Origin of the sequence: Pseudonocardia parietis (assembly GCF_017876315.1) — a bacterium.
In the GTDB taxonomy this organism is placed as follows: domain Bacteria; phylum Actinomycetota; class Actinomycetes; order Mycobacteriales; family Pseudonocardiaceae; genus Pseudonocardia; species Pseudonocardia parietis.
In genome coordinates this window covers 5678133-5702526 of the sequence record NZ_JAGINU010000001.1, presented here as the reverse complement: position 1 = coordinate 5702526, position 24394 = coordinate 5678133, and the positions used below count along the sequence as shown (strand labels likewise).

The 24394-nt window shown below is 74.6% G+C and carries 24 protein-coding genes; 11 read left to right on the top strand and 13 right to left on the bottom strand.

Annotated features, from left to right (window positions below; translation table 11 throughout):
• Positions 1-93 precede the first annotated feature (93 nt).
• From JOF36_RS26700 to JOF36_RS26680, 5 genes are all read right to left on the bottom strand, one after another.
• The gene (locus JOF36_RS26700; RefSeq protein ID WP_210032101.1) at positions 94-747 is read right to left on the bottom strand and encodes a response regulator; all 654 of its coding nucleotides are present in this window, start codon (positions 745-747) and stop codon (positions 94-96) included.
• Entirely contained in the window at positions 744-1946 is a 1203-nt protein-coding gene (locus JOF36_RS26695) for a sensor histidine kinase (protein ID WP_245350994.1), read from the bottom strand. Before JOF36_RS26695 ends, JOF36_RS26700 begins: the two co-directional genes overlap by 4 nt.
• Positions 1947-1956: 10 nt before the next feature.
• Positions 1957-2397: a hypothetical protein gene (locus JOF36_RS26690; protein WP_210036263.1), complete on the bottom strand. Its 441-nt coding sequence runs from the start codon at positions 2395-2397 to the stop codon at positions 1957-1959.
• A complete protein-coding gene (locus JOF36_RS26685; protein WP_210032093.1) occupies positions 2397-2915 on the bottom strand; it encodes a DUF1772 domain-containing protein in 519 nt (172 codons plus the stop codon). The genes JOF36_RS26690 and JOF36_RS26685 overlap by 1 nt, the downstream gene beginning before the upstream one ends.
• Before the next feature lie 128 nt (positions 2916-3043).
• Entirely contained in the window at positions 3044-3739 is a 696-nt protein-coding gene (locus JOF36_RS26680; RefSeq protein ID WP_245350993.1) for a TetR/AcrR family transcriptional regulator, read from the bottom strand.
• Between the two features lie 102 nt (positions 3740-3841).
• On the opposite strand from JOF36_RS26680, the gene JOF36_RS26675 reads away from it, so the two are divergent.
• The 3 genes from JOF36_RS26675 (at position 3842) to JOF36_RS26665 (ending at position 6765) form a co-directional block, all read left to right on the top strand.
• The gene (locus JOF36_RS26675; RefSeq protein WP_210032081.1) at positions 3842-4780 is read left to right on the top strand and encodes an NADP-dependent oxidoreductase; all 939 of its coding nucleotides are present in this window, start codon (positions 3842-3844) and stop codon (positions 4778-4780) included.
• Between the two features lie 56 nt (positions 4781-4836).
• Positions 4837-5688 carry an SDR family oxidoreductase gene (locus tag JOF36_RS26670; RefSeq protein ID WP_210032073.1) on the top strand — a complete coding sequence of 284 codons (852 nt, stop codon included), beginning with the start codon at positions 4837-4839 and terminating at the stop codon, positions 5686-5688.
• A gap of 105 nt (positions 5689-5793) precedes the next feature.
• A complete protein-coding gene (locus JOF36_RS26665; RefSeq protein WP_210032071.1) occupies positions 5794-6765 on the top strand; it encodes an alpha/beta hydrolase in 972 nt (323 codons plus the stop codon).
• A gap of 243 nt (positions 6766-7008) precedes the next feature.
• Here JOF36_RS26665 and JOF36_RS26660 read toward each other — a convergent pair whose 3' ends face one another.
• Positions 7009-7728: a YoaK family protein gene (locus JOF36_RS26660; RefSeq protein ID WP_210032069.1), complete on the bottom strand. Its 720-nt coding sequence runs from the start codon at positions 7726-7728 to the stop codon at positions 7009-7011.
• Between the two features lie 158 nt (positions 7729-7886).
• Here JOF36_RS26660 and JOF36_RS26655 point away from each other — a divergent pair, with 158 nt between their 5' ends.
• Positions 7887-9383, top strand: a complete 1497-nt coding sequence (locus tag JOF36_RS26655; protein WP_210032067.1) for a class I adenylate-forming enzyme family protein — start codon at positions 7887-7889, stop codon at positions 9381-9383.
• Between the two features lie 10 nt (positions 9384-9393).
• On the opposite strand, the gene JOF36_RS26650 is transcribed toward JOF36_RS26655, so the two are convergent.
• On the bottom strand, positions 9394-9765 hold the full coding sequence (locus JOF36_RS26650) for an ATP-binding protein (protein ID WP_210032065.1): 372 nt from the start codon (positions 9763-9765) through the stop codon (positions 9394-9396).
• 151 nt (positions 9766-9916) lie between these two features.
• Here JOF36_RS26650 and JOF36_RS26645 point away from each other — a divergent pair, with 151 nt between their 5' ends.
• A complete protein-coding gene (locus tag JOF36_RS26645; protein WP_210032057.1) occupies positions 9917-11743 on the top strand; it encodes a GAF domain-containing SpoIIE family protein phosphatase in 1827 nt (608 codons plus the stop codon).
• Between the two features lie 13 nt (positions 11744-11756).
• Here the strand turns inward: JOF36_RS26645 and hutH are convergent, their stop codons facing one another.
• Both hutH and JOF36_RS26635 read right to left on the bottom strand, forming a co-directional pair.
• Positions 11757-13307 carry a histidine ammonia-lyase gene (gene hutH, locus JOF36_RS26640; RefSeq protein ID WP_210032055.1) on the bottom strand — a complete coding sequence of 517 codons (1551 nt, stop codon included), beginning with the start codon at positions 13305-13307 and terminating at the stop codon, positions 11757-11759.
• 66 nt (positions 13308-13373) lie between these two features.
• On the bottom strand, positions 13374-13631 hold the full coding sequence (locus tag JOF36_RS26635; RefSeq protein ID WP_210032054.1) for a hypothetical protein: 258 nt from the start codon (positions 13629-13631) through the stop codon (positions 13374-13376).
• A gap of 168 nt (positions 13632-13799) precedes the next feature.
• Between JOF36_RS26635 and JOF36_RS26630 the strand changes: the two genes are divergently transcribed.
• The gene (locus tag JOF36_RS26630) at positions 13800-15008 is read left to right on the top strand and encodes a cytochrome P450 family protein (RefSeq protein ID WP_210032052.1); all 1209 of its coding nucleotides are present in this window, start codon (positions 13800-13802) and stop codon (positions 15006-15008) included.
• Between the two features lie 13 nt (positions 15009-15021).
• Here JOF36_RS26630 and JOF36_RS26625 read toward each other — a convergent pair whose 3' ends face one another.
• Complete coding sequence (locus tag JOF36_RS26625) at positions 15022-15636, bottom strand: DUF998 domain-containing protein (protein ID WP_210032050.1); 615 nt, start codon at positions 15634-15636, stop codon at positions 15022-15024.
• Between the two features lie 89 nt (positions 15637-15725).
• Here JOF36_RS26625 and JOF36_RS26620 point away from each other — a divergent pair, with 89 nt between their 5' ends.
• The 4 genes from JOF36_RS26620 to JOF36_RS26605 all read left to right on the top strand — a co-directional run bounded on the left by JOF36_RS26620 (position 15726) and on the right by JOF36_RS26605 (position 20393).
• Complete coding sequence (locus JOF36_RS26620) at positions 15726-16994, top strand: alpha-hydroxy-acid oxidizing protein (RefSeq protein WP_210032049.1); 1269 nt, start codon at positions 15726-15728, stop codon at positions 16992-16994.
• A 123-nt stretch (positions 16995-17117) separates the two neighbouring features.
• Entirely contained in the window at positions 17118-18290 is a 1173-nt protein-coding gene (locus JOF36_RS26615) for an LLM class flavin-dependent oxidoreductase (protein WP_210032040.1), read from the top strand.
• A gap of 98 nt (positions 18291-18388) precedes the next feature.
• Positions 18389-20077, top strand: a complete 1689-nt coding sequence (locus JOF36_RS26610) for a sigma-54-dependent Fis family transcriptional regulator (RefSeq protein WP_210032038.1) — start codon at positions 18389-18391, stop codon at positions 20075-20077.
• A 10-nt stretch (positions 20078-20087) separates the two neighbouring features.
• Positions 20088-20393 carry a hypothetical protein gene (locus JOF36_RS26605; RefSeq protein WP_210032036.1) on the top strand — a complete coding sequence of 102 codons (306 nt, stop codon included), beginning with the start codon at positions 20088-20090 and terminating at the stop codon, positions 20391-20393.
• On the opposite strand, the gene ribB is transcribed toward JOF36_RS26605, so the two are convergent.
• Positions 20324-21397 carry a 3,4-dihydroxy-2-butanone-4-phosphate synthase gene (ribB, locus tag JOF36_RS26600; protein ID WP_210032034.1) on the bottom strand — a complete coding sequence of 358 codons (1074 nt, stop codon included), beginning with the start codon at positions 21395-21397 and terminating at the stop codon, positions 20324-20326. The genes JOF36_RS26605 and ribB overlap by 70 nt on opposite strands.
• 294 nt (positions 21398-21691) lie before the next feature.
• On the opposite strand from ribB, the gene JOF36_RS26595 reads away from it, so the two are divergent.
• A complete protein-coding gene (locus JOF36_RS26595) occupies positions 21692-21895 on the top strand; it encodes a cold-shock protein (RefSeq protein WP_210032032.1) in 204 nt (67 codons plus the stop codon).
• Positions 21896-21963: 68 nt separating this feature from the next.
• Here the strand turns inward: JOF36_RS26595 and JOF36_RS26590 are convergent, their stop codons facing one another.
• A complete protein-coding gene (locus tag JOF36_RS26590; RefSeq protein WP_210032030.1) occupies positions 21964-22608 on the bottom strand; it encodes a TetR/AcrR family transcriptional regulator in 645 nt (214 codons plus the stop codon).
• A 150-nt stretch (positions 22609-22758) separates the two neighbouring features.
• Positions 22759-24390 (bottom strand): alpha/beta hydrolase, encoded by a 1632-nt coding sequence (locus JOF36_RS26585; RefSeq protein WP_210032028.1) that lies wholly within the window; start codon positions 24388-24390, stop codon positions 22759-22761.
• Positions 24391-24394: the final 4 nt, after the last annotated feature.

The window sequence follows — 24394 nt, the reverse complement described above, 5'->3', positions numbered from 1 at the left end:
CGGTGGGAGATCTGCATCAGAGGCCCTCCCCCCGTGGGACGAGCCACCTCGACCGTTCGGCCGACGGCGAGCAGCATCGCGGCCGGCTCCGGCTCAGTCGCCCGGCCGGATCAGGCCCGCCTCGTACGCGATCACGACCAGCTGCGCCCGGTCCCGCGCGCCGAGCTTGCTCAGCAACCGTCCGACGTGGGTGCGCGCGGTGGCCGGGCTGATGTGCAGCCGGGCGGCGATCTCGGCGTTCGACCGTGCCGCACCGACCTCGACCAGGATCTCCCGTTCCCGCTCGGTCAGGACGTCGAGGCGTTCCGGTGACAGCCGGGCCGATGCCGCCGCGGCCCGCATCACCCGCCGTGTCACCGCCGGTGACAGCAGTGCCTCGCCCGCGGCGACGACCCGGACGGCATCGCGCAGCGCGTCCGGGCCGGCGTCCTTGAGCAGGAAACCGGCCGCGCCGGCGCGGATCGCGTCCAGGATGTTCTCGTCGGTGTCGAACGTGGTGAGCACGACGACCGAGGTGTGCGCGAGCGAGCCGTCCTCGACGATCGCGCGGGTGGCGGCGATCCCGTCGGTGCCGGGCATCCGGATGTCCATCAGGACGACGTCGGGACGCACGGCGCGGACGAGGGCGACGCCGCCGGACCCGCTGCCCGACTCGCCGACGACCTCGATGTCCCCGGCCCGCTCGAGGAGCGCGCGCAGGCCCGCCCGGACGAGCTCCTGGTCGTCGACCAGGACGACGCCGATCACGGCGCACCGCCGACCGACGGAACCGGCAGGGTCGCCTCGACGACGAACCCGCGCGGCCCGGGGGCCGCACTCAGCCGGCCACCGGTCAACTCGACCCGTTCCCGCATCCCGATGAGCCCCCACCCGCCCGTTCCCGACCCGGCGACCCCGGCCGTTCCGGGTCCGGCGACGCACCCGCCGTCGTCGGCCACCCGTATCGTGACCTGGTCGGGCCCGGCGACGACGGTGAGCTCCACACGGGACGCGGGCGAGTGCCGGAGCACATTGGTCAGCGCCTCCTGGACGACGTGGAAGGTGGTGGTCGCGGTGACCGCGGGGAGGGCGTCGAGCCCGTCGCTCGCGTCGAAGGAGACCTCGGTGCCGGCGAGCCGGGCCTCGTCGACGAGTGCCGCCAGCCGCTCCCGTAGGGCGTCCGGCGGCGGGCCACCGGACTCGGCCGGATCGCGCAGCACGCCGAGGGTGGCGCGCAGCTCCCGGGTGATCGACGAGCACGCGGCGCGCACCGTCGCCAGGGAGCGGTCGGCCGTGTCGGGGTCGTCGCGCAACGCCTCGCGGGCGACGTCGGCGTGCAGCGCGATCACCGCCGTGGTGTGCGCCAGCAGGTCGTGCAGGTCGCGGGCGATCCGCAGTCGTTCGCGTTCCACCCGGTCCGTGGCCTCCCGCTCGCGTTCCCAGCGGGCGGTGACCTCCCGCCGCCGCCGTTCGGCGTGCCACTCGCGCCGCGCCCGCACCGCGGCGCCGCAGGCGATCGAGGCCGCCATCAACGCAGCCGTCGACGGGAGCTCGTAGCCCAGCACCAGCCCGGGATCGTCGCCCTGCGCCGTGCGGACTGATGTGGACACCACGAGCAGCACGACCGCGACCGCGCTCGCCCACCGGGTACGGCCCTGCTCGGCGGCGGAGAACAGCGCGGCGACCACCGGGACGGCGAGCCCGATCGGCGGCTGCCCGAGCCGGTAGTAGAGGAGCAGGCCGACCGCGGTCGTCACCAGGACTCCCACCGGGAACCGGCGACGGACCAGCATCAGCCCGCCCAGACCGACGGTGAACCCGTACGCGACGGGCCCCGGCCCGACGCCGTCGCCGAGATCGGCGGAGACGGCCACCCCCACCAGGACGATCGTCATGACGGAGAGGACGACGTCGAGCGCGCGCGCCCGGCGTGCGTCGTCGCCTGCCCCGCTGACGGTCACGGCCATCCCCCCACGATCACCCGCCGGAGTGGGCGCGCGGCCCGCGGACCCGGAGCGCCGCCCAGCCGACCAGACCGACCAGCGCCCCCACCCCGAGCCCGGTCAGCACGCTGCTCCCGAATGCGAACAGGCGCAGCACCATCGACTCCACCATCGGGGACAGCGTTCCGGCAAGGTTCCCGCCGAGCCGGGGCGGGGTCTCGAACGCCCACGGCCACAGCAGCTGGTGGGTCAGCCCGACCAGAACGCCGTAGACCAGGCCGATCACCAGCAGCGTCAGGAACGGGCGGGGCGTCTGCCGCCACACCACCACACCCAGCCAGACGGCGATCGGGACGAAGACCAGCAGCGCGTTCGTCACCCCGCCGACCGGCCCGAGATCGTGCGCCACCACCCGGGGCACCCCGAGCAGCGCCAGCGCGAGGACCACCGCGGGGGACAGCCCGAGCCGCCACATCACACAACCTCCCCGACCGGCGCGACCGTGCGCTGCCCGGCGAGAACCCGCAGCAGTGCCGAGAACGCCAGCACCGCCGTCACACCGCACAGGGCCAGCCGCAGCCAGTGCCCGGTCTCGAACTCCCATGCCACGCGGATCAGCTCGCCGGCGGGATGGACCGCCGGGCCCTCGACGAACATCACGGTGTTGCGCGGCCAGAAGAACCACGCCGAGAAACCGAACTCCCCGACGAGCGTCACCGCCACCGCGGCCAGCGCCCGCAGCCGGGCCGGCCGCAGCCGCCAGGTCACCGCGATCGTCGCCACGCCGGTCACCAGCGTCGCCAGGCCTAGCACCGGGAACACGTCGCCCGGCCCGACCTCGGAGAAGAACGCGGTGCTGCGCACGAGCGACGCCGGCACGTCGGCGAAGATGTTCGGGTAGATCAGCAGCGTCTCGATCAGCACCCCGCTGAAGGTCGTGATCGCCATCCAGGCGAACACGATCGACACGGCCCGGCCCGGTCTCGTCCTCATAGGTCCCCCACGTCGTCCACGGACCGGGCTCTCCGGTCACACGACCGACGCTAGGAACAACCGGCCGGTCCGGAATCGGCCGCGAGACACCGGTGGCCGTACGCCTCTCGACGTACGGCACGGTGCAGTCAGTGGCGGTCGCCACCGGGGCGGGCGAGGCGGACCATGGCGCGGTAGAGGGCGGTGGGAGTGGGGGCGTCGGGCATCGGGGGCAGCGGTGCGCCGGGGGTGGCGTAGGAGCGGAGCATGTGGGCGACCAGGCGCTGCCAGGCGTCGGGGGCGGCGTCACCGGCGGCGTTGATGACGCCGGCGTTGGCCATGAGCAGGATCGGCATGTCGCGGTCGGTGAAGTCCGCACGCAGGTGGCCGGTGTCCTTCGCGCGGGCGATGAGCTCGAGGAAGCCGTCGTGCGCCTCGGTGCGGCGCTCTTCGAGGGCTCTGGCGGCGGGGAAGGTCATGGTCAGCACGTCGGCGAAGCCGCGGTCGGCGGCCTGCATGGCACAGACGGTCTGCACGTACCCGGTGAAGCCGGCCCAGGGGTCGGGGGCGGTCAGGGCGGTGGAGACCGCGGCCGCGTAGCCGTCCATGCGGTCGGCGAAGACCGCGTTGACCAGCTCGTCGCGGGTGGCGAAGCGGCGCGACAGCGTGGCCTTGCCGACCCCGGCCTCGCGGGCGACGGCGGCCATAGAGACGCCGAGTCCCTCGGAGGCGAACAGGCGCCGCGCGGCGGCCAGGATGCGGTCGCGGTTGCGTTCGGCATCGACGCGCAGCCTGGCCTCTGGCGGCTGATCGGGGCTGTCACCAGGGGCTGTGGTCGGAGGCATACCTCTCATCCTACTGAAGTGGAACAGGGGGCCCAGTTGTGTCGTTATGCTGAGCAGAGTGAAGCGGGAAGGCCGTTCCACTTCTAGGGAAGGTGTTGTGCGATGCGTGCTCTCACGCTGAACGAGGTTCCCTCCGCCCCGGCCGTCGCCGAGGTCGACGCCCCGATGCCCGGTGCGGGGGAGCTGGTGGTGAAGGTCGCCGGTTCGTCGGTGAACGGTTTCGACCTGTCGGTGACGGCGGGGCTGCTCGACGGGATGATGGAGCACCGCTTCCCGCTGGTGCTGGGCATGGACTTCGCCGGGACGGTCGAGACCGTCGGTGAGGGAGTGGAAGGCTTCACGGCCGGCGACGCGGTCTTCGGTGTGGCGATGAAGCCGTTCCTCGGTAGCGGTGCGCTGGCCGAGTACGTCACCGTGTCCGCCGGCTACGGCGTCGCCCACATCCCCGCGGGCCTGGACCTCACTGACGCGGGCGCGCTGGGTCTGGCCGGCACGGCCGCGCTGGACAGCGTGGCGGCCGCCGCCCCGCAGAAGGGCGAGACGGTCCTGGTCGCCGGTGCCACCGGCGGTGTCGGCGCGCTGGCTGTGCAGATGGTCGCCGCTCGCGGCGCCCGGGTGATCGCCACCGCCCGTCCCGGCGCCGAGGCCGACTTCGTCGCCGGCCTGACCGACGCCGACGTTGCGGTCGTGGACTACACCGCCGACCTGGACGCGCAGGTCCGCGCGTCGGCCCCCGAGGGCGTGGACGTGGTCCTGCACCTGGCCGGGGACGCCGGCCCGCTGGTGGGCCTGCTGCGCAACGGCGGGCGGATCGCCTCCACCCTCGGGCTGACCCAGGAGGCCGTCGAGGCCGCCGGTGTCACCGTCCACCCGATCATGGCCGATCCCGCCCCGCGGAGCCTCACCACCCTGGCCGGCCAGGTCGCCGCCGGCGAGCTGAGGGTCCCGGTCACCGCGACCTTCGGGCTGGAGCAGGCGCCGGAGGCGTTCGACGCCTTCCGCGCCGGGACCCTCGGCAAGATCACCGTCACCTGCGCCTGATCTCCACGCGGGCCCGCTGTCCGCACGTGACAACACCACACCGGAAGAAGGAACCCGTGACCATCGCGATCATCGGCGCCACCGGCAAGCTCGGCGCCCTCACCATCGACGCCCTCCTCCGGCGTGACGTCCCCGCCGGCGACATTCTCGCCCTCGGCCGCAACACCGACCGCCTCACCGAACTCGCCGACCGCGGCCTGCGCGCGGCCACCGTCGACCTGGACGACACCGCCGGCACCGCGAAGACGCTGGCCGGAGTCGACACGCTGCTCCTGGTCTCCTTCGGCCCAGGCGACCGCGTCGCCCAGCACGGCCGGGCGATCGACGCCGCCCGCCGGGCCGGCGTGCCCCACCTCGTCTACACCTCGGGCCTGAAGGCGCCGACGACCATCCTCGAGCTCGCCGCCGACCACAAGGCCACCGAGGAGCTCATCACCGCCTCCGGCATCCCCGCGACCTTCCTGCGCAACGGCTGGTACACCGAGAACCACCAGCAGGACTTCACCGGCGCCCGCGAACGCGGCGTCATCGCCAACAGCATCGGCGACGGCCGCATGGCCACCGCCCCGCGCAAGGACTTCGCCGAGGCCGCCGCCGTCGTGCTCAGCACACCCGGCCACGAGAACAAGGCTTATGAGCTCTCCGGCGACACCGCCTGGTCCTTCGACGAGCTCGCCGCCACCGCAGCCCAGGTGCTCGACACCCCGGTGCACTACCAGGCACTCACCAGCGAGCAGGAGCGGGAGCAGCTCCTCGGGGCCGGCCTCGACGAGGGCACCGCCGCCTTCATGGTCACGCTCAACGCCAACATGCGCGACGGCGCCATGGCCCCCACCCCCGGGGACCTGTCCCGGCTCATCGGCCACCCGACCGAGCCGCTGGCAACCACTCTGCGGACCTGGGTCTGACGCCGAGGGCTCCCTCCACCGGCAGCGGATGCGCGTACCGTCGATGGTCATCGCTCCGGGTACCGGCCGGGTCCTCACGTACCCGATCCGGCAGGAGAGCCCGCCATGGCACACACGGACACCCGACCCGGCGAGGACCGCATCGCGGCGATCGCCCGCAGCTTCGTCACCACTGCCCGCTCACCGGTGCTGGGCAGCCCGGCCGACCACGGGCTGGCGTTCGAGGACGTCACGTTCCCCGCCGAGGACGGGATCGCCCTGTCCGGGTGGTTCGTGCCGTCGCCGCAGCCACGGGGGATCGTGGTCGTCAACCATCCACGCGGCTTCTCCCGCACCGGGCTGCCCTCGCACCGTGATCCGTGGCGGGCGCAGTACGCGGCCGCCGGCAACGACGTCGAGGTCGACTTCCTGCCCGATCTGGCACTGCTGCACCATGCCGGCTATCACGTGCTCGCCTACGACCTGCGCAACCACGGCGACAGCGCGACCGCGCACGACGGGTCGATCACCAGCGGCGTCCTCGAGTCGGCCGACGTCGTGGGAGCCCTGGACCGGATCCGCGGCCGGGCGGATCTGGACGGCCTGCCGATCGGGCTGTTCAGCCGCTGCCTCGGCGCCAACGCCACCCTGTTCGCGATGCGCCGCCGCCCGGACGCGTTCGACCGGGTCCGCGCCCTGGTGGCCTGCCAGCCGCTGTCCCCGCGCCGGCTCGCACAGCGGAGCGTGGCCGCTGCCGGGCTCCCCGCGGCCCGGGTCGACGACGTCGACCGCGCACTGACCGCTCTGTCCGGGTACTCGTTCGACGACCGGTCGCCGGTCCCGGCCGCATCCCACGTCCGGGTGCCGACGCTGACCTATCAGGTACGCCACGACGTGCTGACCACGCCCGCGGACGTCGCCGCGGTGCACGCCGCGGTCGCCGCGCCGGACAAGGAGCTGTTCTGGATCGAGGACAGCACCCGGCGCTGGGACGGGTACCTGCACTTCCAGCGCGAGCCCGACCGCATCCTGCGCTGGCTGGACACCCACCTGGCGGCGGAGGGCCCGGTCGCCCGGTGCCGCCCCCACCCGGCGTAGGCCGAAGCGGTGGGCGTCGACCTCGGTCACGGGTGGCCGGGGCGACCGTGCCGTCCACGACCGGCGCGTTCCGCGGAACGCGGCAGCGGGTCCCGCGGAACGCGGCAGCGGGTCCCGCGTCCACCGAGCGTTCCGCGGAACGCAGTGCGGCCCGTCCTCCGGCACACAGCACGTTCCGCGGAACGCGCCCCGGACGGGGTCGAGTTGCGCCGGGACACCGGGAGAAGCCCGCAGCCGGGTAGCTCAGACCGTCGGCGCCTCCCAGTCCGCCGCGGCCGAGCGCCGCAGGCTCCGCCCGAGCACCCCGAGTACCACGACCAGCATCGCGGCGACCAGCAGCAACGGCGGGCCGACGCCCGCCCGGACCACGAACAGCCCGCCGACCAGCGCACCGGCGAACAGGGCGAGCACCGAGGTGCCGCGCCGGAGCACGTGACCCCCGGACCCGCCGGCCGGGTGCGAGTCGGCGACCATCCCGGTCAGGGTCAGCGTGAGCAGCGTCGTGGTGAAGTCCCGTACCGCGAGGTGCCGGACGACCGTGTTCTGCACCGCCAGGCCGCAGGCCATCAGCCCGACGACGGCCAGCGCAGCGGCCCGGCTGGTCAGGTGCAGCTCCGCGAGCGCGATCACCGCCGCGCCGAGCACCAGCACCAGCTCCAGCACGATCGCGACGAGCAGCACCCGGCCGCGGTGCCCGGCCCAACGGGTGATCGCCCGGCCGCCGCCTGCGGCGCCGAGCGCGAACGCGGCGAGTGCGCACAGCGGTTCGAGCACCGGGGTGTCCGGCGCACCGGCCAGCCCGAGGCCGAGGAACACCACGTTGCCGGTCATGACGGCGACGAACACCTGCCCGAGGCCGAGGAAGCTCACCGCGTCCACCAGACCGGTGACCACGGTCAGGGCGACCAGCACCGGGACCACGACGCGACGGTGCATGTCGACGCCTGCGGACGGCTCGGTCATCGGCGGACCTCCCGGACGTGGTCGCGGGCCATCCTGGCGCCGCGCGGCCGGGCGGGATGGCCGGGAATCGTCAGGATTGACGAGAGCGCCGGGCCGGGACCCTGGCACGCTCGACGTCCGGCCACGGACCGCGTGGCGTACCGGGGAAGGGGCCGACCGTGTCCGTGGAAGCCGGGACGTCACCGCCGTCACACCGTCCGTCCGCGCTGGCCGGCCTGCTCGGCGTGCACGCCGGCGACCGGGACGCACTCGTGCACGCCGATCGGCGGTGGAGCTACGCCGAGCTGACCGCGGCGTCCGGGTCGCTGGCCGCCGCGATGGCGGGGGACGGGCTGGCCGGCGAGCGCGTCGCGTTGCTGCTGCCGAACGGGCCGGAGGTCGTGCTCGCCTACCTGGCCTGTTTCGACGCCGGTGCGGTGGCCACGCCGCTGAACTCGCGCTACGCCCCACCCGAGATCGAGCGGGCACTGCGCCGGGCCCGCCCGCGCTGGATCATCGTGCAGGCCGATCGACTGGAGCGGCTCGGCCGGGTCGATCCGGACGTGCTCGACGGCGTCCGGATCCTGGTGGTCGGCGACGCGCCCGGGCGCGAGTCGCTGGACCCGTTGCTGCACGGCCCGGCGCTCCCGGCGGTGCAGCCGGCCGCCGACGCCCCGGCCGTGCTGTTCTTCACCTCCGGCTCGACGGGGGAGCCGAAGGGTGTCGTGCACACGCACGCCTCGGCCCTGGCGGTGCTCACCAGCACGGCCGAGGCGCTCGGTGGCGTCGACACCTCGGACGTGACGCAGGTGTTCGAGCCGCTGGTCCACGTCAGCGGGTTCATCGCGACGCTGGGCACGTTGTGCTGCGGCGGGACGGTGGCCCTGTTCGAGGGATTCGACGTCGAGCGGTACGTCGCGGCGCTGCGCGAACGGCGCCCGACGCTGGTGTGCACCCACATCGACGTGCTGGCCCAGGTCGTGCGCGCCCCGGGCGCCTGCCGGGACTGGTTCTCCTCGCTGCGCGGGGTCTATACCGGCGGGGACACCGTGCCGGCGGCCCTGGCCGTCGAGTTCCTCGAGGTGGCGGGCCACCCGATCGCGGTGGGCTGGGGCATGACCGAGGCGATCTGGCTCACCGTCGTGCGGGAGTCCCGGCCGGAACGCGACGGGTGCATCGGCGCGCCGCTGTCCGGGGTCGAGGTCCGCGCGGACGCGGCGACCGGCGAGCTGCTCGTGCGCGGGCCCATGGTGATGCGCGGCTACTGGGAGGACGAACCGCTGACCGCGGCCACGCTGGAGGACGGCTGGCTGCGCACCGGCGACCGCGGCCGGCGCGACGCCCACGGTGACTGGTGGTTCGAGGGCAGGCTCAAGGACCTGATCGTGCGCCGCACCTCCAAGATCACCCCGGGCGAGGTGGAGGCGGCGCTCGACCGGCACCCGGACGTGGCCCTGGCCGCGGTGATCGGTGTTCCCGACCCGGACGAGGGCCAGGTGCCGGTCGCCTTCGTGGTGCCCCGGCCCGGCCGGACGGTCACGGGCGACGAGCTCGCGGCCTTCCTCGCCGACCGCATCGCGGCCTACAAGATCCCGGTCCGGTTCCATCTCCGCGACCGGCTGCCGCTCACGGCCAGCGGCAAGATCGCGCACCGGGAGCTGAACGAGAGCGGGTGACCAGGCGCCGTCAGAGGTGGGCCCAGACGGTCTTGCCGGTCCCGGTGCGGCGCACCCCCCAGGACGACATCGCATCGATGATCCGCAGGCCGTTGCCACGCGCGCCACCGAGCCGGGACCGGCCGACGGTGAGCCGGGCCGCCGGGGCGGTGTCGTCGACCTCGACCCGGACGGCGTCGGACGGACCCACCACGATCCGGACCTCGTGAGCACCGCCACCGTGGTCGATCGCGTTGCTGATCAGCTCCGTGGCCACGAGCTCGGCGTCCAGCGCGTGCTCGGGGCTGGTGAGATGCCCGCGGAGCCACTGCCGGATCCCGGAGAGCCCCGCGGCGTCGCACTGTGTGAGACACAGCGAGGTGGCCGTGTCGGGGTGGACCACTGGGCGCCTCCGGGCGAGAGTGCTGTCGGTGGGCGGACGAGACGGCGGGGATCACCGGCGTACCCCGGCGCGTACCCCGGCCGGGTGGTGTTCAACCGCTGTACTCGTCGGCAGACTGTGATCTCGGACTCAGAAGGGCTCGGAGCGGGCGATGACGGAACGGACGGTGGCGCGCGTCGTGGAGCGGCGTTGCCCGCCGGGGGTCCCGGATGTCGTGCGGCGGAACCCGGAGCGGCTGCGGGCGCTCGAACGGGCGGGCCTGGGTGCCGAACCGGATGCGGAGCTGGAGTTCTTCGCCGACTGGCTGCGCCGGGCGCTCGGTGCGGGCGGCGCCGCGGTGTCGCTCGTGCAGGGGGACCGCCTGGTGGTCCCCGGCGCGGCCGGGCTGCCGGAGCCCGTGGCGTCGACCCGGTCCGCCGCGTTGGCGAACTCGCCGTGCCGCCACGTCGTCGAGACCGCGGAGCCGGTGATCGTCCCCGACACCCGCGACGACCCGCGGTGGGCGGGGGCACCGGCCGGTCCGGGCGGTGCCGCCTACATCGGGATGCCGCTGACCGATCGTGCCGGGAACGTGCTCGGGTCGCTGTGCGCGCTCGACGGCGCGCCCCGTCGGTGGAGCAACGCCGAGATCGAGACGATGACCGGCATCGCCCGGGCCTGCTCGACCGAGCTGCGACTGCGGCTCGCCGAGCACGACGCCGGGCGGGAGGTGAACCGCCGCGACGAGTTCGAGGCCGGCCAGCAGCGCGCGTTCGACCGCAGCCAGACCCTGCTCACGGCGTCGCAGGCGTTCACCGACACGGTCACCGTCGTCGACGTCCACACGCAGATCACCGACCTGCTGACCGCCGCTCTCGCGCCCGCCCACCTCGACGTGGCCATCCTCGACGGCCGGGACCGGTTGCGGCCGTGGGAGCGCACGAGCGCGGTGCCCGGCCCGGCCGCGGTGTTCAGCACCGGTTCCCCCGCCGCCCTGGTGCTCGAGCAGCACCGGATCCTGCACTACCCGGACCGGGCCGCGTTCGATCACGCCCATCCCGGCGGGGCCGGTGACCAGCTGCGCGAGCTCGGGCTGCACTGCGTCGTGGTCGCACCGCTGCCCTCCGACGACCGCATCGTCGGTGCCGTGGTGCTCGGCTGGCCGGTGCCCGACGCCATCGAACCCGCCGACCTGCTCACGATCACCACACTGGCCGGCTACGCGGGGCAGGCGCTCGGGCGGGCCCACCGGCTCCTGCACCGCACCGGGGTCGCCCGCGAGATGCAGGAGGCCATGCTCGCCACCCTCCCCACGGTCGCGGACCTGCCGATGGCCGCCCGCTACGCGCCCGCGGACTCCCGCGAGTCGGTCGGCGGCGACTGGTACGAGGCCGCCGAGCTCACCGATCCGGCACACCCCGACGAGGACGTACTGCTGCTGTCGGTCGGCGACATCATCGGACACTCCCTGCGCGCCGTGACGCTGATGGGACAGACCAGGTCGATGCTGCGGCAGGCCGCGTCCGACCACGCCGGCGGGCCGCCGTCGGTGATCCTCGAGTCCTTCGAGGCCGCCGACGCCGCTTTCGGTCTCGGCGCCGCCGGCACCGCGATCATCGCCGAGCTCCGCCGGTCCCCGGAGCGGGTGTGGTCGATGACCTGGACCAACGCCGGTCATCCGCCACCGATCCTGCTCGGCCCCGACGGAACGGGCGAGCTGCTCGACGCCCACGACGTCCTCTTCGGGTTCGGGCTCGCCGGCCCGGGGGAGCGGGTCGACCACCGTCGCGAGATCCCGCCGGGCTCGGTGCTGTTCCTCTACACCGACGGGTTGGTCGAACGGCGCGACAGCGACATCGACGCCGGCACCGGGCGGCTCCTGCGGCTGCTCGAGTCCGTCCACGACCACACCCCGCAGGACATCGTCGACACCGTCGTCGACACGCTGGCCCGGGATGCCCGGGACGACGTCGTCGCGTTCGCCGTCCGCATCCCGTGAGGTCCCGCCGGGATCAGGCGAGCGGGCCGGCCGCCCGGGCCACCGCGCCGGACCGGACGAGCTCGAGCACCGCGTCGATCTCCGGCGCCAGGTGCCGATCGGGTCCCGGACCGGGCACGCGCGTCCGGAGGAGGTCACGGACCGCCCGTGTCCGCGGCGCGGGGGACAGCGGCGCCCGCAGGTCCAGCGCCCGGGCCGAGGTGAGCAGCTCGACCGCCAGCACCCGGGCCAGGCCGTCGATGCCCCGGCGCAGCTTGCGCCCCGCGGACCAGCCCATCGAGACGTGGTCCTCCTGCATCGCGCTGGACGGGATCGAGTCCACCGACGCGGGCGCGGCGAGGCGCTTCAGCTCGGAGACGATCCCGGCCTGGGTGTACTGGGCGATCATGTAACCGGAGTCGACGCCCGGGTCCGCGGCCAGGAACGGTGGCAGGCCGGAGCTGCGACCCGCGTCGAGCATCCGGTCCGTGCGACGCTCGGACATCGACGCCACGTCGGCCACCGGGACCGCGAGGAAGTCCAGCGCGTACCCGAGGGGCGCCCCGTGGAAGTTGCCGTTGGAGGCGACCCGGCCGTCCGGGGCGACGACCGGATTGTCGATCACCGAGGCGAGCTCCCGGCCGGCGACGAGCTCGGTGTGGTCGAGCGTGTCCCGCGCCGCCCCGTGGACCTGCGGTGCGCAGCGCAGCGAGTAGGCGTCCTGCACCCGGGTGCAGTCCGGGCCGCGGTGGCTGGCCACGATCTGCGATCCGTCGAGCAGCGCGCGGACGTTGGCCGCCGAGCGGGCCTGTCCCGGGTGCGGTCGCATGGTCTGCAGGTCCTCGGCGAACACCCGATCGGTGCCGAGCAGGGCCTCCACGCTCATCGCCGCCGCGACGTCGGCGACCTGCAGCAGCCCGAGCAGGTCGTGCCCGGCCAGAACCAGCATGCCGAGCATCCCGTCGGTGCCGTTGATCAGGGCGAGGCCCTCCTTCTCGGCGAGGGTCACCGGCGTCGAGCCGATCTCGGCGAGCGCCGGCGCGGTGTCGCGGAGCCGGCCGGACGGGTCGCGCACCCGGCCCTCACCGATCAGCGCCAGCGCGCAGTGCGCCAGCGGTGCCAGGTCCCCCGAACACCCCAGGCTCCCGAACTCGTGCACCACCGGCGTGAGGCCGTGGTTCAGCAGCCCGGCGTACGCCAGCGCCGTCTCCGGGCGGACCCCGGTGTGACCGGTGGCCAGCGTCGACAGCCGCAGCAGCATCAGCGCGCGGACGACCTCGCGCTCCACCTCGGGTCCGGACCCCGCGGCGTGGCTGCGGATCAGGCTCAGCTGCAGTGCCGCCCGCCGGTCGGCCGGGATGTGCCGGGTGGCCAGCGCCCCGAACCCGGTCGACACGCCGTAGTAGGGGTCCTCGGCCACCGCGAGCCGTTCGACGACCGCGCGGCCCCGGCCGATCGCCGCCAGGGCGTCGTCGCTGAGCCGGACCCGGGCGCCACCGCGGGCGACGGCCACCACGTCATGCGGGGCGAGGGGGCCGGTGCCGACCTCCACAGTGCCGGTACCGGTCGCGCAGCCGATCGTCATGTCGTCGTTCCACCCGTCATCACGCCATCTCAACGCGCGTGCCCGGGCCCGTCCAACGGACGCGGATCAGCTCCGTCTCGGATCCGAGAGGTAGGGCCGCACGGCCCGTTCCCGGCGCAGCTGCAGGACCGCGGAGCCGGCGACGATCACCGTGAAGACGACGGCGGCGGCGAACATGAACCGGAGCCACACGGGCGCGTCCCCCCGGCCGGCGGTGAGCATCACCTGACCCCAGACGACAGCCACGAGGGGCCCGGACGCCACGAACGAGCGGCGCTGCTGGGCGACCCAGGCGGCGGCGTACCCGCGGTGCGCAGGCTCCATGTCGTGGTGCGCTCGAGTCTCACCCGCCCACGCGGCACCTGTCACGGGGCGACAGCGGCCTCGTTCGTGCGGTTGTCGGCGGCAGCACGACGATCACCGGCGTCCCGCCGGGCCCCGATCATGCGACCATCGGGTGCAGCGACCCCGTGGACGGAGCAGGAGCAGGCGATGACGACCAGCCAGGACACCGAGCCCCTGCGGATCGGCCCGGAGTTCTTCGCGGACCCGGACGCCCTCTACCGCGAGCTGCGGGTGGACCGGCCCGTGGTGCGCGTGCGCGGACCGCAGGGCCTGACCTTCTGGATGATCACCCGCTACGCCGATGCGCGGGCCGCGCTCAACGATCCCCGCCTGGCCAAGGACGCCCGCCGGATCCCGGAGCTCGTCGCCCGCCACGAGGACGCGCCGCCGCCCCGCGCGTTCGCCGAGTCGCTCGTGGCGCACATGCTCAACGCCGATCCGCCCGACCACACCCGGCTGCGCAAGCTGGTCGGCCGCGCCTTCACCATGCGTGCGATCGGCCGGCTGCGCCCGCGGATCGAGCAGATCGCCGGCGAGCTCGCCGACGCCATGGCCGCGGCCGGGCCCGAGGTGGACCTGCTCGACGAGTTCGCGTTCCCGCTGCCGATGACGGTGATCTGCGAGATCCTCGGCGTCCCGCCGGGCCGCCGCGACGAGTTCCGCGACTGGTCGAACACGCTGCTCTCCGGCGCCTCCGACACCGAGCGGGCCGCCGCCGGGGGTGCGATGGCCGGTTTCCTGGCCGAGCTGGTCGCCGACAAGTCCGCGAACCCCGGCGACGACATGCTCTCGGAGATCGTCCGCGCGTCCGAGGACGGCGACTCGCTCAGCCACGCCGAGACGACGGCGATGGCGTTCCTGCTGCTCGTCGCCGGGCACGAGACGACGGTCAACCTGATCGGCAACGGCATGCTCGCCCTGCTGCGCGACCCGGAGCAGCGCGCCCGGCTGCAGGCACAGCCGGACCTGGTCCCGAACGCCGTCGAGGAGTTCCTCCGCTACGACGGCCCGGTCAACCTCGCGACCTTCCGGTTCACCACGGAGCCGATCGAGCTCTCCGGCACGACGATCCCGGCGGACGAGTTCGTGCTCGTGTCCCTGATCGGCGCGAACCGCGATCCCGAGCGCTACACCGACGCCGACCGGCTCGACATCGAGCGCGACACGTCCGGGCACCTCGCGTTCGGCTACGGCATCCACCACTGCGTCGGTGCCCCGCTCGCACGGCTGGAGGGCGAGGTCGCCTTCCGCACCCTGCTGGACCGGTTCCCGGACATGACGCTCGGCGGCGAGCCGGGGCAGTACCGGGAGAGCACGCTGATCCACGGGCTCACCCGGCTTCCGGTCCGTATCTGAGGCCCGCGCGCCGTCACCCGGCCGCGCTCGCGAACAGCAGCCCGAGCCAGAGCCAGCCGACGCCGATCACGGCGCGCTGGATCAGTCCCGTGCGCGGGTCGTCGCGTTCCCACGCGCTGCCGAACGCGCTGAACCCGGCGAACAGCACGGCGGCGGTGATCCCGGAGTACCACCGCCAGCCCGTTGCGGGCAGCACGACCGCCGCGATCACGGCCGCCACCGGCAGCGCGAGGAACACCACCATGCCGTCCTGGTCGTGCAGGTCGTGGCGTCGCGACGTCGTCGCCGGCGTGTCGTCGGGCGCACCGGGCGGGTAGCCGCGCATCGGGTCCATCGGGAACACCCCCGAGGCGATCAGTGCCACGCCGAAGACGCCGACGGCCAGGGCGGGGAGCACGCTGCCCAGTGCGGCGGGCAGGACGAACGCACCCGCCGTGACCGCCGCACCGCACACCAGGAAGTTCGCCGTCTGGATCGGGCCGCGCGGCCCGAGGGCGAGCGCGCTCACCGCGTGCCGGACCGGCCGGTAGCCCGGCCGGAGCAGGCCGTCGACGAGGAACGTACCGACGAACAGCCACGATCCCAGCGCGCCGGCCCAGAGCAGGGCCGTCGCCCAGAAACCGTCCATATCGAACATTTCTACCCAGAACGGACGGCTCGCGCACCCCTGTGCGGCCGTAGCCTGACCTCGACCGAGGTCGACGACGGGGAGGCCCCATGACGCTGCCGGCACCGGGGCGGGCACGCCAGGAACGGATCTACCGCGACGGTGTGTCCGGTGCGCGTCCGCGCGTCCCCACCGGTCCGCAGGAGCTGGAACGGCGTGGCCGCCGGGCGATGAGCCGCCGCGCCGACGCCTACGTCACCGGGGGAGCGGGCGCCGAGACGACCCTGCGGGCGAACCGGGAGGCGTTCGCGGGCAAGGAGATCGTGCCCCGGATCCTGCGGGACGTCGGCGAGCGCGACCTGTCCGTCGAGCTGTTCGGGCGGCGGCTGCCCGCACCGCTCCTGCTCGCCCCCATCGGTGCGCTCGACCTGGTCCGGCGCGGCGCCGACACCGCGGTGGCACGCGCCGCCGCGGCGGCCGGCGTCCCGATGGTGATCTCGAACCAGGCCGGGGCGCCGATGGAGGAGATCGCCGCGGCCGCCGGGCCGAGCTGGTTCCAGCTCTACTGGTCCACATCGGACGAGCTGGTGGACAGCTTCCTCGCCCGGGCCGAGGCGGCCGGGTGCGAGGCGGTCGTCGTCACGCTCGACACGACGATGCTCGGCTGGCGCCCGCGCGACCTCGACCTCGGGCACCTGCCGTTCGCCCGCGGGATCGGCATCGCCCAGTACACCTCGGACCCCGTGTTCCGGCGGCTGGTCGAGGCGCAGCTCGCGGAGCCCGCGGCCGGGCCACCGCCGAAGGTCACCGCGGCGGCGCTGCGGACCCTGGTCGAGATCACCCGCAACGCGCCGGGCCGGTTCCTGGAGAACCTGCGCTCCCCGGTACCGCGGGCCGCGGTCGAGACGTTCCTGCGGGTCTACTCGCGACCGCAGCTGTCCTGGGCGGACCTCGCAGGCCTGCGGGAGCGGACCCGGCTGCCGATCGTCGTCAAGGGCGTCCTGCATCCCGACGACGCCCGCCGCGCCGCCGACGCCGGGGCCGACGGCGTCGTCGTCTCGAACCACGGGGGCAGGCAGCTCGACCACTCGGTCGCGTCGCTGGACGCGCTCCCCGCCGTCGCCGAGGCGGTGGGGGACCGGCTGGCGGTGCTGCTGGACAGCGGCGTCCGGACCGGGGCGGACGTCGCGACCGCGGTCCGTCTCGGTGCCCGGGCGGTGCTGCTGGGGCGCCCGTACGTGCACGGGCTCGCCCTGGACGGCGCCCGCGGCGTCGCGCAGGTCGTGCAGAACGTCGTCGCGGAGCTCGACCTCGTGTGCGGGCTCGCCGGGGCCACGACGCCGGCCGGGATCGAGCTGCGCGACCGCGGGACCCGCTGATGCGGCGCCGCTGTCCAGTTTCCGCACACTTCCGGACGGGTGGCGGGGGCCATGCTGGCGCTCCGGACGATGCGGTCGGGATCACACCCACGGCCGCTCCACAGCTGTTCAGGAGGGACCCCCGTGACCCGACTCCGCTTCGGCACATTTCTCGCCCCGTTCCACCAGCCGGGGCAGAACCCGACCCTGGCGCTGCAGCGGGACCTGGAGCTCGTCGAGCACCTGGACCGGCTCGGTTACGACGAGGCCTGGATCGGGGAGCACCACTCGGCCGGTTCGGAGATCATCGCCTCGCCGGAGATCTTCATCGCCGCGGCGGCCGAACGGACCCGGCAGATCAAGCTCGGCACCGGCGTGACCTCGATCTCGTACCACAATCCGTTGTGGGTGGCCGACCGGATGGTGATGCTCGATCACCTGACCCGCGGGCGCACCATGCTCGGCTGTGGGCCGGGGTCGTTGCCGACGGACTCGGCGATGATCGGGTTGAACCCGACCGATACCCGTGAGCTGCTCGCGGAGAACCTCGACATCATCATGCGGTTGTTGCGCGGTGAGGTGGTCAACGCCGAGACCCGCACCCACAAGCTGATCGATGCGCAGTTGCAGCTGGCGCCCTACAGCGACCCGTGTTTCGACGTGGCGGTGGCGGCGGTGGCGTCGCCGACCGGGCCGCGGATGGCGGGCCAGCACGGGGTGGGGCTGTTGTCGATCGGGGCGACGCTGACCCAGGACGGGTTCGATGCGCTGGCCCATCACTGGAGCGTGGTCGAGGAGCGGGCGGCGCATCACGGGCAGCCGGCGCCGGACCGCAGCTCGTGGCGGCTGGTCGGGCTGATGCACATCGCCGAGACCCGGGAGCAGGCCTACCGGGAGGTCGAGTACGGCATCGAGCACTGGTTCAACTACTTCCAGAAGGTCGCCGCGTTCCCGCAGATGGCCGTCGGTGACGGCTCGACGGCCAAGGAGATGATCGACTTCATCAACGAGGCCGGGATCGGGGCGATCGGCACGGTCGACGACGCCAAGGCCCAGGTGCAGAAGCTCGTCGACCAGTCCGGCGGCTTCGGCGCCATGCTGCTGCTCGGCCACGAGTGGGCCAACCCGGAGGCCACCAAGCGCAGCTACGAGCTGATCGCCCAGCAGGTGATGCCGGAGTTCCAGGGCCAGGCCGCGGGGACGCTGGCGGCGAAGGACCGGGCGCAGTCGACCCGGGAGAAGCACGCGCAGACCCAGCTCGACGCCGTCGACACCATGACCAAGCGCTACGAGCAGGAGAAGGCCGGGCAGGCCTGATCCGCACCCGTCAGGGCCGGGTCCCCACCGCCGAGGGGGACCCGGCCCTGGCGGCGTGACCCCCGGTGTGGTGAGGATGTGCACTGAAGGGAGGGGTGATGACGAGGAGCCCCTGGGAGCTGTTCCAGGCCGGTGAGGAGCCGCCCGACCTGCGCGGCGACCTCCTGACCTCCTGGCGTCGCTCCCGGTTCAGCGGAGTGGACCCCGAGCACGTCGACGTCCCCTACGTCGAGACCGAGCTGGACACCGCCTTCGCCCGGGTCGCCGTCCCGATCATGACGGGGATGGCCGAGCTGCTGGTGGGGGACAGCTCCTGCCTCGCCCTGTCCGACGAGCGCGGCAGCGTGATCTGGCGCTGGGTCTCCGAGCCGATGCTGCGCGAGACCCTGGACGATCTGTCGGTGGTCGAGGGCTTCTGCTTCGACGAGGAGTTCGTCGGCACCAACGGACTCGGCACCGCGCTGGAGACCGGCACGCTCGCCGTCGTCCGCGGGGCCGAGCACTACGTCCAGCGCTTCCACGACGTCACCTGCGTCGCCGCACCCATCCGCCACCCGGTCACCCGGCGCACCGTCGGCGCCGTCAACGTCACCTGCCGGGCGGCCGACACGAACTCGCTGATCACCGTCGTCGTGCGCAAGCTGGTCGAGGAGATCCACCGGGCGCTGCTCGAACACGCGAGCCTGCGGGAGCGACGGCTGGTCGACGCGTTCCTGGACGCCCAGCGGCGGGGCAGCGGGCCGGTCGCCGTCGTCGGGGACGGGGTGCTCATCACCAACGCCGCGGCCGGCGGGCTCGGGCTCGACCGGCTCGATCTCTGGGACGAGCTGCGCGGCCTGAAGAAGGACGGCACGACGATCGGGCTTCCCGCCGACCTCACCGCCCGGGTCGAGCTGGTCCGCGCCGGCGGGGCGACGGCGGGTGCGGTGCTCACCGTGAGTGGCCCCGGCCCCCGGACCGTGACCGCCGTGCCGCGCCGGCCGGCGGCGCCCCGGACCGACCCGTGGACGGCCGCCACCGGCCGGGTCGCCGAGCTGGCGGCCGCGGGACCGGTCGCGGTGCGCGGGGAGGCCGGCACCGGCAAGGCGAGCGTGCTGATGGGCGGGCTGGGCGGAACAGGTGAGCCGGGCGGAACGTGCACGGTGCTGGACGCCGCCACGCACGCCGTCGACGGGCCCGGCTCCTGGTTCGACCGGCTGCGCGAGGCGCTGCGCGGCGACGGCCCGCTGATCCTGCGGCACACCGAGCTGCTCGACGTGGCGGCCGCCCGGACGGCCGCCGCCCTCCTCGCCGACCCGGCGGGGCGCCCGCCGGTGGGGCTGACCGTGACCGCACCCGACGGCGAGATCCCCGCGCCGTCCGCGAGCCTGCTGTGCGACGCGCTCGGCGCCGCCACCGTCGTGCTGTCGTCGCTGCGCAGCCGGCCCGACGACGTCGGCCGGCTCGCGCAGGCCCTGCTCCGCCGGCGCGGTGGCGGGTCGTCGTTCGCCCCGGACGCGCTCGCGGCCCTGCGCCGCCACCACTGGCCGGGCAACCTCGCCGAGCTCTCCCGGGTCGTGACCGACGCGGTCGCGGGCGCGACCGGCCCGGTCGTGACGGCGACCGCGCTACCCGCCGACGTCCGTGCCTCCGCCTCCCGGTCCGCGCTGACCCCGCTGCAGGTGGCCGAGGCCCGGGTCATCGCGGCGACCCTGCACGCCCACGGCGGCAACAAGTCCACCGCGGCCCGGGAGCTCGGCATCTCCCGCACCGCGCTCTACTCCAAGATCCGCTCCTACCGCATCTGAAGGGCCACACGTGTACCTCGAGATCACCCGAGCAGACGCCCGTCTCGCCGAGCCGGAGGTGCTCACCGCGTTCCACGTCGTGCGCCCCGCCGGGGTCGCCCCGGACGAGTTCACCGCGGCGCTGGCCGCGCACGGCGTCGGCGAGCCGGACGGCGACGACGTCCTGGTGCGGGTCGCCGCCGTCCGCGAGCTCGCCACCGGCCGGGTCGGGCCGGAGTGGGAGGACGGCTTCGCCGGGATGCTCGCCTACGCCGAGCGGAAGGGCTGGCTCAGCTCGGACGGCACCGCGGTGCGCGCCCACGTCGAGACCGGCTGACCGGCCGGGTACCGGCCGACCCCGAGGTCGGTCAGGATCGCCCGCACCACCGCCGGGTCCCCGGTGCCCGGCCCGTCACCGAGGAGGCCGCAGGCCCGCGCCCGCCCGGTCGGGCGGAGCAGCACCAGCACCCCGCCGTCGCGGGCCAGCTCCGCCAGCGCCGCGTCCAGCTCGGCGCCGCACCGGCAGCCCGTGGAACGCAGCACGTCCCCGGCGAGGCACTCGGTGTGGACGTGCACCGCGACACCCGGTGCGGGCCGGCCTGCGACCAGCACGAGGTGCTCGGCGGCACCGTCGGCGTACCCGATCGCCCGGAAGGTGCCGTGCGTGGTGGGCAGCGTCGTCGTCGCGGCCCGGCGCACCGGGCGCGGCCGCTCGCCCAGGACCGCGGCCAGGTCGGCGATCGTCAGGTGCACCAGGTCGTGCTCGGCGGCGAAGCGGTGCAGTTCCGCGCCGCGCGCCATCGCCCCGGGCCGCTCGGTGGACACGATCTCGCACAGCGCCCCGGCGGGCGGCAGCCCGGCCAGGCGCGCCAGGTCCACGGCCGCCTCGGTGTGCCCGGGACGTTCCAGGACGCCACCGGGCCGCGCGGCCAGCGGCACCACGTGCCCGGGGCGGACGAAGTCCTCCGCGGCGGCTGCCGGCGAGCCGAGCAGCGCGACGGTGCGTGCCCGGTCGGTGGCCGAGATCCCGGTCCCGGTCCCGCGGGCGTCCACGGTGACCCGGTAGGCGGTGCCGAACCGGTCCCCGCCGCGGGCGGCCATCGGCGGCAGCGCGAGCCGGTCGCACTCGTCGTCGGGCAGGGCCACGCAGACGAACCCGGAGGTGTGCCGCACCGTGAAAGCCAGCAGCCCGGCCGTGGCGTGGGTGGCGGCGAACACCAGGTCGCCCTCGTCCTCGCGGTCGGCGTCGTCGGCGACGACCACCGGCCGTCCCGCACCGATCGCCGCGACGGCGCGGGCGACCCGGGCCGCGGCGTTCACGGACGTCCCTCGTGTCGACATCGGACCTCCCGGTGTTCCCGGGGTCCGCGTCGACCCTCGGGGCACCGACGCTAGGACGGCCCGGGCCCTCCGCCGTGTACGGAATCCGGGCACTCGCCGGACCGTCGGGGCCGGTCGCGGCGGACCGGTCGTGATCACTCGGCCGAGCGGCGGTGCGGCCCTGCACAAGATCAGGACGAAGCGGACCTTTCCGGCGACGCGCCGTACTTTGATGCCGTCGCTACATCCCTCTCGGGGGGATGGACGGCTAGGGTCGATCCGGTAGGTACCGGCAAGACGCGAGGAGACATCCGGATGCCACAGGGAACCGTCAAGTGGTTCAACGCGGAGAAGGGGTACGGGTTCATCACGCCGGACGGGGGCGGGCAGGACCTGTTCGTCCACTTCAGCGCGATCCAGTCCTCCGGATACCGCAGCCTGGACGAGGGCCAGGCCGTGACCTTCGAGGTCACCCAGGGTCAGAAGGGCCCGCAGGCGGACCAGGTCGTGCCCGCCTGATCGGCTGATCGAAGCAGAACGCCCGGGGTGCCTTGAGCACCCCGGGCGTTCGTACGTCGTGCCTCGCGTCAGGCCGGCAGCCGGGTCTCCAGCCCGGCGATCACCAGCTCGACCCGGCGCAGCGTCCAGCTGCGGGGCGGGTCGTCGATCCGGTCGCGGAACACCCCGCGGACCTGCGGGTCGAACGCCTGCGCCGACTCCAGGACCTGCTCCCGCCTGCGCAGGTCGCCCGCGCCCCGGCCGTTGGAGCACAGCCACGGCTGCATGCCCATCTGCGCGGCCGTGCCGGCGGCGAGCACGGCGTCCTCGGCGGTGAAGCCGACGGCGAGCAGCTGGTCGGAGAGCCTGCGGAACGCGGTCATGATCGCGTCCGGCTCGTCCGGGAGCCGGACCATCGCGGGTGCGAGCCCCGGGTGCTCGGCCATCAGGTCGAAGGTCGCCGCGGCGAACGCCAGCAGCTGCTCCTGCCAGCGGCCCTCGACGTCGGGGAAGACGGCGTCGGTCACGACATCGTCCACCAGGGCGGCGACGAGCGCCTCGAGACTGGGGAAGTGCCGGTAGAACGTGGAGTACTTGACTCCGACGCGGGTGGTCACCGCGCCGACCGTCAGATCGGAGAAGCCGATCTCGCGTGCGGCCGCGAGCAAGGTCGCCCGGTCAGTCAGCGGGGGCCGCCCGGTACGCCGCGCCGGTCTGCTCTCGGTGTCGGTCACGCCCGCATGCTACTGCCCGGTCCCGACCGGATGGGAGGGTAGTCGCGCACGATCTGACGACTATCTGTGACCTGCACCATCGCTGGTTCTTTGAGCGGTCGCTCATTCGGCCGGACGGCGGGACGGGCGTATCGCAAAGAGGTCCTACGGTCACTCGTGGTCACGGCGGGCGGTCCCGGCCACGATCCGTCCCAGCATCGCGAGACCGGGTGAGCCGGGATCCCAGTACGCGCTGTGTGCCGCGGCGAACGCGGACTCGTCGGTCGGGGTCGCCGGATCGTCCGGCAGCGGGACCGCGGAGCCCGGGGCGGAGTCGAACACCCGGGCGCCGAACCCCGGGGCCGCCGGGTTCGCCCCGTGCGCCAGGCCGGTCTCGCCCAGCCCGCGCGAGGTGCCGAACAGCTCGTTGCCGGGGACGCGGGAGATCGGGTCGTGCTGCGCGGTCGTCGCCCACACCCGCTCCGCCGGGACGCCGAGCTCCCCGGCGTCGCGCACCCCCACACCCGGGCTCCCGACGAACACGACGTCGTCCGCGGCGACGCCCGGTCCCGCGGCCCGGCCGGTGACCACCGAGCCGTACGAGTGCCCGACGACGGTCAGGTGCGCGGGACTGTCGTCCTCCGCGCGCAGACCGCCCCGGTGTCCCGCGCGCAGCCCCTCCTGGAACCCGCGCAGGTCCTCGCCGGCGCGCCGGGCGGGTCCGTCGTCCGCGGCGGCGCCCAGGCCGGTCGGCGCGTCGTAGCCGACCCACAGCACGGCGGCGACGTCGGCGCCCGGCGCGGCCGCGACGGCTGCGGCGCGGGTCGCCTCGACCCGGCGCAGGTCCTCGGGCACCGAGCTCCAGCCCGCACCCGTCCCGGGGACGTGCGTGACGACGTGCGCCGCCCGCTCGGGGTCGCCGACCGCCAGAACCACCCGCCCGGCGCCGGCACCGGGGGCGAGATCGAGCAGGAACGCGTCGCCGGCGTCGAGCCTGCGGTGCACGGCGTCGAGCCCGGCCAGCGAGGCCCCGGCGCGGGCCGCCCCGGCCGCGTCGCCGGTCCCGCGCTCCCGCGCGACGAGCCGGCGCAGCCGGTCGCGTTCGGACTCGAGACGGAGCCGGTTGGCCCGGTCCCGGGCGGCGGCCGGCAGGCCGTCGGTGCCCCCGACGAGATCCGGACGGGTGCGGGTCAGGCGCTCCCGCTCGTCGGGCGTCAGCCCCGCCCACCAGCTGCGGGCGGCTACCGGGCCCGGTGGCACGGCGACCGCGGGCGTGCCCGGTGCCGGTCCGGGCCGCAGCGCCCGCAGCGCCGCCTCGGCGTCGGCGTCGGACCGGGCCGCCTCGGCGACCGCCGCCCGGACCGCGGCGGCGAACCGCGTCGCGTCCCCGGCGAGCTGCGCCGCGAGCCAGGGCGCCGGGAGGGCCCCGCCGAGCAACCGTGCCACCCGTGAGGCGCCGACCGCTCCGGTGGCGAAGTCGATGTCGAGCAGCGGGTGCACCGTCAGCGCGGTGACCACGACCCGGCGCTGTGCGGCCAGTACCTCCCCGGCGTGCCTGCCGAGTACCTCGGCGGAGCGGGTGGCGGCTCCGGCATCGGCGCGCAGCCGCCGGCAGAGCTCGTCCCGCCCGGCGCGGGCCCGGTCGGCATCGGCGCCCTGCCAGTCCGCGGGCGGTGCCGCGGAGCCGCGACGGTCCAGATCGTCGGCGCCCGACGAGAGGCACCGGGCCAGCGCGTCCCATGCGGCGGCCCGGCGCAGCCAGGCACCGGGATCGGCGGCGAGCAGGTCGGCGAGCGACGGCACGGCG

Coding starts and splice junctions, on each gene's coding strand:
- JOF36_RS26695 (WP_245350994.1), bottom strand. CDS start 1,946: ATGGCCGTGACCGTCAGCGGGGCAGGCGACGACGCACGCCGGGCGCGC.
- JOF36_RS26635 (WP_210032054.1), bottom strand. CDS start 13,631: ATGGAGCCTGCGCACCGCGGGTACGCCGCCGCCTGGGTCGCCCAGCAG.
- JOF36_RS26665 (WP_210032071.1), top strand. CDS start 5,794: ATGGCACACACGGACACCCGACCCGGCGAGGACCGCATCGCGGCGATC.
- JOF36_RS26680 (WP_245350993.1), bottom strand. CDS start 3,739: ATGCCTCCGACCACAGCCCCTGGTGACAGCCCCGATCAGCCGCCAGAG.
- JOF36_RS26620 (WP_210032049.1), top strand. CDS start 15,726: ATGACGCTGCCGGCACCGGGGCGGGCACGCCAGGAACGGATCTACCGC.
- JOF36_RS26625 (WP_210032050.1), bottom strand. CDS start 15,636: ATGGACGGTTTCTGGGCGACGGCCCTGCTCTGGGCCGGCGCGCTGGGA.
- JOF36_RS26685 (WP_210032093.1), bottom strand. CDS start 2,915: ATGAGGACGAGACCGGGCCGGGCCGTGTCGATCGTGTTCGCCTGGATG.
- JOF36_RS26690 (WP_210036263.1), bottom strand. CDS start 2,397: ATGTGGCGGCTCGGGCTGTCCCCCGCGGTGGTCCTCGCGCTGGCGCTG.
- JOF36_RS26645 (WP_210032057.1), top strand. CDS start 9,917: ATGACGGAACGGACGGTGGCGCGCGTCGTGGAGCGGCGTTGCCCGCCG.
- JOF36_RS26610 (WP_210032038.1), top strand. CDS start 18,389: ATGACGAGGAGCCCCTGGGAGCTGTTCCAGGCCGGTGAGGAGCCGCCC.
- hutH (WP_210032055.1), bottom strand. CDS start 13,307: ATGACGATCGGCTGCGCGACCGGTACCGGCACTGTGGAGGTCGGCACC.
- ribB (WP_210032034.1), bottom strand. CDS start 21,397: ATGTCGACACGAGGGACGTCCGTGAACGCCGCGGCCCGGGTCGCCCGC.
- JOF36_RS26660 (WP_210032069.1), bottom strand. CDS start 7,728: ATGACCGAGCCGTCCGCAGGCGTCGACATGCACCGTCGCGTCGTGGTC.
- JOF36_RS26630 (WP_210032052.1), top strand. CDS start 13,800: ATGACGACCAGCCAGGACACCGAGCCCCTGCGGATCGGCCCGGAGTTC.
- JOF36_RS26595 (WP_210032032.1), top strand. CDS start 21,692: ATGCCACAGGGAACCGTCAAGTGGTTCAACGCGGAGAAGGGGTACGGG.
- JOF36_RS26675 (WP_210032081.1), top strand. CDS start 3,842: ATGCGTGCTCTCACGCTGAACGAGGTTCCCTCCGCCCCGGCCGTCGCC.